This is a genomic window from Kitasatospora sp. NPDC001132 (genome assembly GCF_053598415.1).
This window is the reverse complement of record NZ_JBSFKF010000056.1, coordinates 21,293-31,652: the sequence shown is the minus strand read 5'-3', so window position 1 is coordinate 31,652 and position 10,360 is coordinate 21,293. Positions and strand designations below refer to the sequence as shown.

Below are 10,360 nucleotides of genomic sequence, written 5' to 3'. Positions count from 1 at the left end.
TGAGGCCGGGGATGTCAACATATCTGGCGTTGACTTTTGGCACGCTGTTGAGTTCTCAAGGAACGGACGCTTCCTTCGGACCGCCTTCCAGCGGGACCCTCCGGGCTTCGTTCTTTCGTGTTTCCAGCTTATCAGATGTTTTCCGCTCCGCTTCCGGGGCTTTCCACTTCCGATTTGCCGGTGTCACCCGGCGCTTGCGCTCCGTTCGACGTTTCAAACCTTAGCCGAGCTCTGCTCGGAAAAGCGAATCGGCCACAATCCGATTAAATGAACACGCCACATTCAGACCAGGCCGTATCTGCCCATGACAGATCCGCCCCAGCCCGAGCCGGGAAGTGTTGGTTCAAGGGATTGGCCGCCCCGGGACCGTCCGCGCCGATGCGTGTCCGGTGCTCCCATTCGAGCGACTGGGAGACAGTACTCCTCCTCGGCGCCCGAGACAAACGCCCTGTGCCGAGGGCCGCCGGCGCCGTGGAAGCGGAGCGAGCCGGCTTTCGACGGTGTGCCGTACGTCCTGACCGTCCTGCTGGAGGGCGGCGCCCGGTGGCCTGCGCCGGTTCACCGCCTCACGGGCGGGCGGCGATGCAGTCGGTGTCCTGGGCGGGCAGAACGCCGTCCAGGAGGTAGCGGTCGACGGCCGCGTCGACGCAGGCGTCCTGCGGCGCGAACATGCCCGCATAGACGGTGTGGTGGAAAGCTCCGCGCAGGGTGACGAGGCGGGAGCCGGTCAGGGCCCGGTGGGCGGAGAGCTGGCCGGCGCGGGTCGCGGCCGGGTCGCCGTCGGCGCCCACCAGCAGGACGGGTACGGCGTTGCGCACCCGGGTGGGCGGTTCGGCGGGCTGCGCGGGCCAGAAGGTGCAGGGGGTGAGGTTGCGGGTGAGCGGGCCGAACAGCGGCTCGTCGGCGCGGTGGGCCTGGACGTCGCGGTAGTAGGCGAGCGGGTCGCGCGAAGCGGCGCGGTCCGCGCACATGATCGCGGTCTGCACGGCGGCGGACCCGCCCGTGTCAGGGGCCTCCAGGCCGGTGAGCACGGCCTCCAGCAGCGCGGTCGGCTCGGCGGTCCGGCCTTCGGCCGCGTCGACCAGGACGCGCACCAGGTCGGCAAACTCCGTGTAGGCGGCGGTGTCGTCGCCGGCCGACACCGTCCACAGCACCTGCGGCAGCGTGCGGGCGTCGACCCGGTGGGTGCCGACCGTCAGCGGGGCCCGCTCGGTCTGCCGGCGCACCCGCTCCACCGCGGCCAGCACCCGGGTGGTGCTGGTGCCCAGGTGGTGGCGGTCGTCGTGGCGGGCCGTCCACTCCGCCCACGCGGTGAGCGCGGCGTCCATCGCGGGGCCCTGGGTGGCGGTCAGGTCGGGGCCGAAGCGGTCGGGGTCCAGGGCGGCGTCGAGCACCGCCCGTCCGACCCGCTCGGGGAACAGTTGCAGGTACACCTCGCCGAGGTAACTGCCGTAGGAGGAACCGAGGTAGGAGATGGTCGGCTCGCCGAGGACGGCGCGCACCAGGTCCATGTCCCGGGCGGTTTCGCGGGTGGAGAGGTGCGGCAGCACGTCGCGGTACGGCGCGCAGCGGGCGGCCAGGTCCCCGGCGAGTGCGGCGGACCGCTCGAAGGTCGCGCGGGTGGGGCCGGCCGACCCCGGGCCGCCGGCGGGCCAGCCGCAGTCGAGCGGGGTGCTGGCGCCGACGAAGCGCGGGTCCATGGCGACGATGTCGTAGCGGGCGGCGAGGGCGGGCGCGGCCCGGCTCAAGGCGACGCCGAGGTGCCGGGCGGGGACGCCGGGGCCGCCCGGGTTGTAGAAGAGGGCACCCAGGCGGTGGGCGGGATCGGTGGCGGGCAGCCGGGAGAGGGCGACGCTCAGGGTCGGGCCGTCCGGTCGGCGGTGGTCGAGCGGGACGGTGACCTCGGTGCAGCGGGCGCCGGCGTCGTCGAGCTCGGCGCCGGCGGTGTCCTGCGGGCCGGTTCGGCACGGGTGCCAGGCCGGCTGTTGACGGCGCAGCGCGGCGAGCGGGTCGACGGCGTCGACACCGTCGCCGGTCGCCCGGGCCCGGCCGGTCACGCCGGCCGCGCCGGAGACGCGGCCGCCGTCCGCCACGGCGGACGGCGCGGCGAGGAGGGTCAGGGCCAGCGCCGCCAGGGCGGCGGCCGGCTTGGCGGCGCGGATCACGATGGTTCCCCTCGGGTGTTCGGCAGGCCGTCGGGGCGACGCTATGCGGCCCGACCGACCGGGCACATCCACCGAAGGTACCGGTCGACGGCGCCGAACTGTCCGTTGACGTACGGTCAATGAGCACTGAACGAGGATGCGCACAAGGTCCGCACATCGGTCGGGTACGGCCGGATCCGGCGGGTGGGCATCGACGTGGTGGCGGTCGGGGCACCCACAGCGACCCTCCGCCGTCGAACAGACGGCCTCCTCCCCCGACCCAGCCGCCTCACCCGGACCACCGTCCCGGCGAGCGACCGCGGAGTCGAATCCCCGCCCGACCCGCGACCAGGTGCCCGAGGCCCGTTTCCGTCATTTCTTCGCATACGCAGCTGTCCGCTGCCACGGCGTGAAATTCTGAACTGGCCGCCGGGTGAAGGCGCCGACGAGGGCGAAGCACCGGCATGTGTTCCGCCCTTCCCGCCGCCCCGCTCACCCGGCTCCGCTCGATCGAACCGCTCTGTCGAATCGCCCGAAGGAGACGTCATGTCCGTCGTTCGCAGGCTGCTGCTCACGGCCGCGGTCCTCGCCACCACCGTCGTCGTCGCCCCCGCCTCCTCCGCCCAGCCCGTCACCCTCTCGGCCTCCCACTCCGCCGCCACCAACCCCCTCGCCCGCCAGCCCAGCTTCCACGCCTTCAGCGACACCGGCTTCTCGGGCGCGGACCGGTGGTTCTCCGGCAACGACGGGGCCTGCACCTACGTCGGCGACAACTGGAACGACCGGATCCGCTCCGCCCGCACCGAGGGCGGCGACCGGGTCGAGCTCTGGGACAACTACGACTGCACCGGGGGGTCGATCACCATCGACGCCACCGGCTACCGCAGCATCGGCGCCTGGGTCAGCGCCTACCGCGCCCACCTCGGTTAGGGCCTGACCTCGAACTCGCGGTTCCCCCGGGGCACCGCGACGGCGGCTCGTCGACCCGGACAAGGGTCGGCGAGCCGCCGCCCGGTGCTCAGTCGAGTGGGGAGAGCACCCCGTAGGCGTCGGCCGAGTACCCGGCGAGGTCGGGGTGGCGCTTGAGCAGGCCCGCCACGTCGTCGAGCGCCCCGGGCTGCTCCGCCATCCGCTGCGGCACCACCAGCCGGCCGCCCTGCTCGGGCGGGACCAAGCCGCTCACCAGGGTGCGGCGGACGGTCCGCTCGTGCCGGGTGCCGCGGCCGGTGCCGCCGTACGGGGCCCGGGCCAGGGCGCTGACGCCGCCGCGGACGGAGGGCTGGTCGAGCTCCGGGACGAGCCGCCAGACCTGCTGGGCCTGGTGGCTCTGCGGCGAGCCGGCCAGGGTGCGTGACAACCGGTCACCGCGAAGACGTCAACGGCCGGGTGGGACGGGCGGGTTGACGCCGCTCTCCGCCCGTCGCGGGCGGGCCCGCGCTCGGACGGACATCAGTGTGATGTGAACACTTCACCACACGGCGTGATCGTGTTAGCGTCCCTCGGATGTCGAGGATTCTGGTCACCGATCTGGACGGCACCTTACTCGGCGGCACCCGGGACGACCGGCGCCGGTTGCGCGACGCCCTGGCCCGCCACCCCGAGGTGACCCTGGTCTTCGCCACCGGGCGCGGACTGGCCTCCGTCCGGGAGGTCCTCCGTGATCCGCTCGTACCGAGACCCCGGTGGATCATCGCCGACGTCGGCGCCACCGTCCTCGACGGCTCGGACTTCACGCCGGTGGACCCGGTGCAGGAACACCTGCGGACCGGCTGGCCGGGCCCGGACCGGGTACGCGCCGCGCTGCGCCGCTTCCCCGCGCTCGGCTACCAGCACGGCGTCGTCCAGGACGGGCGCTGCTCCTACCACCTCGCCCCCGAGCGGCTCACCGGCGAACTCACCGCGGCCGTCGAGGCGCTCGGCTGCACCTGGGTCTACTCGGCGAACCGTTTCTTCGACGTCCTTCCGGCCGGAGCCTCCAAGGGCAACGCCCTACGGGCCCTGGCCGGGAAGCTGGGCTGGAAGCCCGCGGAGATCCTCGTCGCCGGCGACTCCCTCAACGACCTCTCGCTGTTCCGGGCCGGTACGCACGCGGTGGTCGTCGCCGGAGCCGAACCCGCACTGCTCGCCGCCCTCGCCGACAACCCGCTGCTGCACCGCCCCGGCCGGGCGGGAGCGGCGGGCATCCACGTGGCGCTCCGGGCGCTCGGCTGGCTCGCCCCCGAGCCCGGGACCGAACCCGAGACCGGGACCGAGCCCGGGACCAGGACCGGGGCCGAGCCAGAGCCCCAGGCCGAGCCCCGGACCGAACCCGGGTCCAGCCCCGGTCCCGCCCGCTCCGCCGTCGAACGCGGTCCGGGCCTGCACTCCCTCGTGGTGGCCTACCACCGCCCGCCGCTGCACTGGAACGGCGAGAGCTGGCAGTCGCCCAGCAGCCCCAACGGCATCCTGCCCACCCTGACCAACGCCTTCACCGACGGCCTGCCGGGCGTCTGGGTCACGGCACAGGTCGGCAACCAGCCGCCCGACGGTCCGCCCGAGGGCCCGCCGGGCAACGCGTCCGGCGAACGCCCGCACCCGGCCGGGCTGCCGCTCTCCCCCGTACCCCTCGATGCGGACACCTGGACCGGTTACTTCCACCGCGCCTGCAAGGAGACGCTGTGGCCGGTCCTGATGTCCGAGCCCGGCCGGTCGGTCTTCGACGAACGCGCCTGGGCCGACTACCGCGCGGTCAACGAACGCTTCGCCCGCCACATCGACGCCCTGGCCGCGCCCGGCGCCACCGTCTGGCTCCACGACTACAACCTCTGGCTGGTGCCCGGCCTGCTGCACCGCGCCCGGCCCGACCTCAGGACCGGGATCTTCCACCACACCCCCTTCCCGGCCCCGGAGGTCTTCGCCACCCTCCCGGTCGCCGCCGAACTGCGCGACTCCCTGGCGCGCCTCCACTGGGCGGGCTTCCACACCGAGGACTTCGCCGAGAACTTCCGCCGGACCCTGGCCGGCCTGCCCGATCCGCCGCGCACCGGCGTCCACCCGCTCGGGGTCGACCGGCCCGCCATCGAGAAGCTCGCCGTCGAGAGCCACGCCCGCCTCCGCACGTCTCTCCCCGATCCGGCCGCCGGCCGGGTGGTGCTCTCGGTCGAGCGTCTCGACTACGCCAAGGCGCCGATCCAGAAGGTGGAGGCCGTCGACCGGCTGCTCACCCGCCGGCCCGGACTGCGCGGCCGGCTCACCTTCCGGCTGGTCTGCCCGCCACCCGAGCCCGGCATCACCGCCTACGACACCACCCGCCGGCGGCTGCAGCAGCGCGTCGCCGAGGTCAACGCCCGCTGGCGGCAGGGCCCCTGGCAACCGGTCGACCATCTGCCGCGCGCCCTGTCCACCACCGAGGTCGTCGACGCCTACCTGACGGCGGACGTGCTCTGGGTGACCTCGCTCCAGGACGGGATGAACCTCACCGCCAAGGAGTTCATCGCCGCCCGGTCCGCCCTCCCGCACCCCGAGCCCGCACCCGGCGTCCTGGTGCTCTCCCGTCACATCGGCGCCGCGGCCGAACTCGGCGGGCCCGCCCTGCTCACCGACCCGCACTCCCTCGAGGACCTCGCCACCGTCCTGGCCCGCGCCCTCGACCTCACCCCCGCCGAACGCCGGGCCCGCATGGAGCGGCTCGCCGAACTCCTCGGCCGGGAGCGCCCGGCGGACTGGGCCGCCCGGATCGTCGCCGCCATCCGGAACCACCCCGCCGAGGTCGGTCCGCCGAGGGCCCGGCCCACGGCCGCCCCGCGCCCACAGACCGCGGGGTGGCCCTGAGCGGGGCGGCCCCGCGCCACCCCCGGCCCGCCCTGGTCCGGACGGACCCGACGGCCGGCGGGCCCGCCCGTCAGCGCCGCGGGCCGGACACGGCGTACAGCGTGCCGCCGATCACCAGCAGTGCCACCGCGGTCCAGGTGGACGCCGCCGTGCCGGGGGGAGAGGTCATCCAACCGACCGCCTTCCCCACGGTGCTGGGCGGCAGTGGCGGAGCGAGGACGGTGAACGCGAGCCAAGCGGTCGGCAGCGTCCAGGCGAGGTGCGCCCCGCAGAGCACCGCCCCGAGCGCGGCAAGGCCGACCAGGCCCGCGGTGTCCCGGACGACGACCTCGGTGGGGACGAACCTCGGGCCCACCGCCTGGACCGCCAGCAGTGCCCCACCGGCGACCGCGCCGACCAGCACCGCGTGCGCCGCCCGGCGGGGCACCCACCGGATCGAGGCCGTCCGGTCCAGTGCGGGGTCCTGACCGCCGAACCCGACGGAGCCGGCCGCCACACCGGCGGCGAGCACGAAGAACGCGGTCGGGTCCATCACGTCCGGCGCACCCGTGGCGTCGCCCCGGACGAAGGCCCACACCGCCGACGCGAGAAGGGTGACCGCCGCGGCGGACACGGGCATTTGACGTGAACGCGCGTACAGCATCAGCCACCTCATCGCGACGCACCCGCCGCGGGCAGCTCGCGCAGGCTCGCCGTGCAGGAGAGGGCGGCGGTGCGCAGCCCGGCGATCCGCGAGCGCTGCTCGTCCGGCGCCAGCGCCTTCAGCTCCTGCCAGGCGGCGTCGGCCTCCGCCCAGATCCTGCGCGAGTACTCGTCGGTGCCCTTCTCCTCCATCGGCTGGAGGGTGGCGTCACCGAGGGCCCAGCTCACGGCGATGCTCCGCAACGCGACGTCGTCCTGTCCTCCGCCCTCCCGGGAGGTCCTGGGGTGGCAGCTCGGTGCCAGCCCCTCGGCGACCAGCGCGCGGGTCAGGTCCCGGCCGGTCGCGTCGACGAACAGCTGGTCGTCGAAGTCGACCAGCACCGCGTCGCCGCGGAGGGATCGGGGATCGCCGAACGCGCGCAGCGCGGTGTCCTGTCGCACCGAGGTCGGCGCCCTGTCGCCCAGGACGTCGTGCAACACGCTCAGTGCTTCCCGGCCGCGCGGCGCGAGCTCGGCCAGGTGCGACCGGCTCGCCTCGGTCACGCACACCGGCCCGTCGCAGACCGGGGCAGCGGCGGCCCTGTCGACGACGTAGGTGTCACGTGCGGCGGCCGGCAGGACCAGCAGGGCCACGGCCGCGCCGGCCAGGGCGGGGGTCACCGCGAGCAGCCGGGCCCGGCGGGTGACGGCGGCCAGCAGCGCGAGGCCGGTGGCGAGCAGCCCGAGCAGCCAGATCGTCTGGCCGAGGTGCGTGGAGCCGGACAGGGTCAGCAGCATCTGCCGCGGGTCCCCGGTCACCGGGGACAGCAGGCCCAACCGGTTCGGCCCCCTGGTCGACGGCACCTCCCCTTCGATCCGCACCCGCAGCATGCCCGTCACCGCGAGGCAGGCCACCACCAGGGCCGGCGGGGTGAGGACGAAGGGCAGCGTCCGAGCGACGCCCATGCCGAACACGGCGGCCGCGACGAGTCCCAGGACGGCCACCAGGGAGGTCGGCAGCCAGCCGAGACCCGTGTAGGTGGTCGGGCCGAGGGCCACCTGTACTCCGCCGACGAGGCTGAGGAGGCCGAAGCCCGCCGCCAGCGCGATCGCGATCGCTCCCGCCGGCACCGCCGCGCGGCGCCAGGCCGGCAGCGGCGTGGTCGCCAGCAGTTCGGTCATCCGCGAGCGGGGTTCACGCAGCCCGTAGACCGCTCCTATGCCGACCACGAGCGGTAGCCAGAAGGCCAGCAGGGAACGGGTCCACAGGGCCATGGTGGTCCACTGGGCCGTCCACCCCGCGGTGCCCCTCCACCAGATCCCGTCGATCAGGAAGAAGACCGCCAGGCTGCCGCCCAGGATGACGGCGCCGGCCCACGGGGCGGCCGAGCGCTTGAGTTCGGTGCGCAGCACACGTCCGTTCACCAGGCGCTCCCCTGCTGTCCGGAGTCGTGGAGCAGTGCCGAGTAGCCGCGCTCCAGGGGGCTGTCGCCCGGGTGCTCGGTGCCGCCCGCGGCGGCCAGCTCGTCGGGGGTGCCCTGGAAGACGAGGCGGCCGGCGGCGAAGAGCACCACGTCGGAGCAGGCGGCCGCGACGTCCTCGACCAGATGGGTGGAGACGACCACGCAGGTGTCGCGGCCCAGTTCGGCCAGCAACTCCCGGAAGCGCAGCCGCTGTGCCGGGTCCAGGCCGGCCGTCGGCTCGTCCAGCAGCAGCACCGTCGGGGAGTTGACGATGGCCTGGGCGATGCCGGCCCGCCGCACCATGCCGCCGGAGAGGGTCTTCATCCGGTGGTCGGCGCGGTCCGCCAGGCCCACCCGTTCCACGGCACGCTGGACGGCTTCGGGGATGTCCTTCTTCGGGACCTCCTTCAACCAGGCCATGTACTCGACGAACTCGCGCACCGTGAAGCGCTTGTAGTAGCCGAAGTCCTGCGGCAGGTAACCGATGCGGCGGCGCAGGGCCCGGTGGTCGCCCATCCTGGCCAGGGAGGTGCCGAGCATCTCCAGTTCGCCCTCGGTGGGGCGCAGCACCGTGGCCAGTGTCCGGATCAGGGTGGTCTTCCCCGCTCCGTTGGGCCCCAGGAGGCCGTGGGCGCCGAGGCCCAGGGAGAGGTCGAGCCCGTCGACGGCCATCCTGCTCCGTCCGACGCGCACCCTCAGGCCGCTGGCCCGGATCTCCCAGGCGTAGGTCTTCGGCGCGGTCTCGGCCGCGCTCGTCACGGGTGTCATGCGGTGGTCCCTTTCAGTGGTGGACACGGGTTGCACAGCGGGTTTCACAGCGTCGAGTAGGCGTTCCTGCGGGCGATCACGGCGCCGGTGCCGAGTGCCAGGAGCAGCCCCCACACCGGCAGCCGGTCCGGCTGCAGGGCGAGTCGCAGCACGTCGGGGACACGGCCGGTGACCGATGCGGGTACCAGCACGACGACGCCCCACGCGGCCGCCAGCCCGACGGCGGCGCGGGTCACCCCGACCACGCTGCCCAGCGCCAGAGCCGTGGAGGTGAAGGCCAGGGAGGGCAGCAGCCACTGCGCGGCCGTCGTGGTCCCGGTCAGCCATCCGCCCAGCAGGAGCACGGGCAGGACCAGCACGAGGACCGAGGTGGTGCGCCTGAGCAGCAGGGGCAGACCGGCCCTGGCGGTGGAAGCGGTCAGTTCGTGTGCCGGGTCCAGGCCGCTCGACCACGACACGGCGACACCGCACAGCGGCAGCACCGGCGCGATCAGCGCCACCGGTGAGGTGCCGCCGAAGACCTCCGGCGGCGCGGCCTCGTCCAGCAGCAGCGCCATCAGGGTGACCACGGCCGTCATGGCCAGCCACGGGGCCATGACCGGCGTCAGCCAGGACGACACCCAGCTCGGGCGGCGCCATCGCGCGGGCGCCGTGACGGCCGCGTCCAACTGCGGTGCCAGACCGGCGCGGACGGTTTCCACCAACGCGGCGATGTCGGGCGCCCCGGTGGCCACTGCGGCCGCCAGGCGGCTCCGGCAGGGCGCGCACGCCTCCAGGTGGGCCTCCAGTGCCCAGACCGTGTCAGCCGCGATCGTCGCGTCGCCGCGCGCGTAGTCGTCGATCAACCGCCCGGAGGCGTGTTCCCCGCTCATGCGCCCACCTCGCTCCGCTCGACAGGCGCTTCGCGCAACGCGCACCTCTCGATGACCCGCTCGCTTCGCTCACTCATCCGCCCACCTCGCTCCGCCCCGGCAGGCGCTTCGCGCAACGCGCACCTCTCGATGACCCGCTTTCTCCGCTCGTTCACGCCAGCGCCTCCCGCATCGCGATCCGGGCCCTGCGGGCACGGGTCTTGACCGTGCCTTCGGGCAGTCTGAGCAGGACGGCGGTCTCCCGGACGGAGAGCCCGTCGAGCACCGTGGCCTGCAGTACCTCTCGGAGTTCCGGCGCCAGCCGTCGCAGGGCGTCGCCGACGTCGCCGCCGACGGACCCGGCGAGCGCCTCCTCCTCCGCGGCGGGCACCACCGCCCGCTCGGCGGCCGCGACCGGCGGTTCGGCGTGGTGGGCACGGCGCCGGAACGCGTCGACGAGGCGGCGTGCCGCGATCGTCCAGAGCCACCCGACGGCCGTCCCACCGACCGCGCTCCCGGCGAACGCGCCGGCCGCGCGCCACACCGCGAGGTAGGTCTCCTGCATGACCTCGGCGACGATCTGCTCGTCCGCGCAGCGGCGGCGCAGCCGCACCGCCAGCCACGGCGACGTACGCCGGTACAGCTCGTCGAACGCCCCGCGGTCCCCCTTGGCCACCAGCCGGAGAAGCCGCTCCTCGTCCAT

9 protein-coding genes are annotated in these 10,360 nt (G+C 74.4%); 2 read left to right on the top strand and 7 right to left on the bottom strand.

Annotation, left to right across the window (positions count from 1 at the left end; genetic code table 11):
- Nucleotides 1-566 precede the first annotated feature (566 nt).
- Entirely contained in the window at nt 567-2,165 is a 1,599-nt protein-coding gene (locus tag ACWDBE_RS37640; RefSeq protein WP_449810222.1) for an alpha/beta hydrolase, read from the bottom strand.
- Nucleotides 2,166-2,690: 525 nt separating this feature from the next.
- On the opposite strand from ACWDBE_RS37640, the gene ACWDBE_RS37635 reads away from it, so the two are divergent.
- On the top strand, nt 2,691-3,074 hold the full coding sequence (locus ACWDBE_RS37635) for a peptidase inhibitor family I36 protein (RefSeq protein ID WP_402416550.1): 384 nt from the start codon (nt 2,691-2,693) through the stop codon (nt 3,072-3,074).
- A gap of 88 nt (nt 3,075-3,162) precedes the next feature.
- Here ACWDBE_RS37635 and ACWDBE_RS37630 read toward each other — a convergent pair whose 3' ends face one another.
- Complete coding sequence (locus tag ACWDBE_RS37630) at nt 3,163-3,501, bottom strand: hypothetical protein (RefSeq protein WP_449810221.1); 339 nt, start codon at nt 3,499-3,501, stop codon at nt 3,163-3,165.
- A 146-nt stretch (nt 3,502-3,647) separates the two neighbouring features.
- Here ACWDBE_RS37630 and ACWDBE_RS37625 point away from each other — a divergent pair, with 146 nt between their 5' ends.
- Entirely contained in the window at nt 3,648-5,954 is a 2,307-nt protein-coding gene (locus ACWDBE_RS37625; RefSeq protein ID WP_449810220.1) for an HAD-IIB family hydrolase, read from the top strand.
- A gap of 70 nt (nt 5,955-6,024) precedes the next feature.
- On the opposite strand, the gene ACWDBE_RS37620 is transcribed toward ACWDBE_RS37625, so the two are convergent.
- The 5 genes from ACWDBE_RS37620 to ACWDBE_RS37600 all read right to left on the bottom strand — a co-directional run bounded on the left by ACWDBE_RS37620 (nt 6,025) and on the right by ACWDBE_RS37600 (nt 10,360).
- Nucleotides 6,025-6,609 (bottom strand): hypothetical protein, encoded by a 585-nt coding sequence (locus ACWDBE_RS37620; RefSeq protein WP_449793237.1) that lies wholly within the window; start codon nt 6,607-6,609, stop codon nt 6,025-6,027.
- Entirely contained in the window at nt 6,606-8,000 is a 1,395-nt protein-coding gene (locus ACWDBE_RS37615; protein WP_449810219.1) for a hypothetical protein, read from the bottom strand. The genes ACWDBE_RS37620 and ACWDBE_RS37615 overlap by 4 nt, the downstream gene beginning before the upstream one ends.
- On the bottom strand, nt 7,997-8,806 hold the full coding sequence (locus ACWDBE_RS37610; protein ID WP_449793239.1) for an ATP-binding cassette domain-containing protein: 810 nt from the start codon (nt 8,804-8,806) through the stop codon (nt 7,997-7,999). Before ACWDBE_RS37610 ends, ACWDBE_RS37615 begins: the two co-directional genes overlap by 4 nt.
- 44 nt (nt 8,807-8,850) lie before the next feature.
- Complete coding sequence (locus ACWDBE_RS37605; RefSeq protein ID WP_449810218.1) at nt 8,851-9,678, bottom strand: zf-HC2 domain-containing protein; 828 nt, start codon at nt 9,676-9,678, stop codon at nt 8,851-8,853.
- Between the two features lie 151 nt (nt 9,679-9,829).
- The gene (locus tag ACWDBE_RS37600; protein WP_392884269.1) at nt 9,830-10,360 is read right to left on the bottom strand and encodes an RNA polymerase sigma factor; all 531 of its coding nucleotides are present in this window, start codon (nt 10,358-10,360) and stop codon (nt 9,830-9,832) included.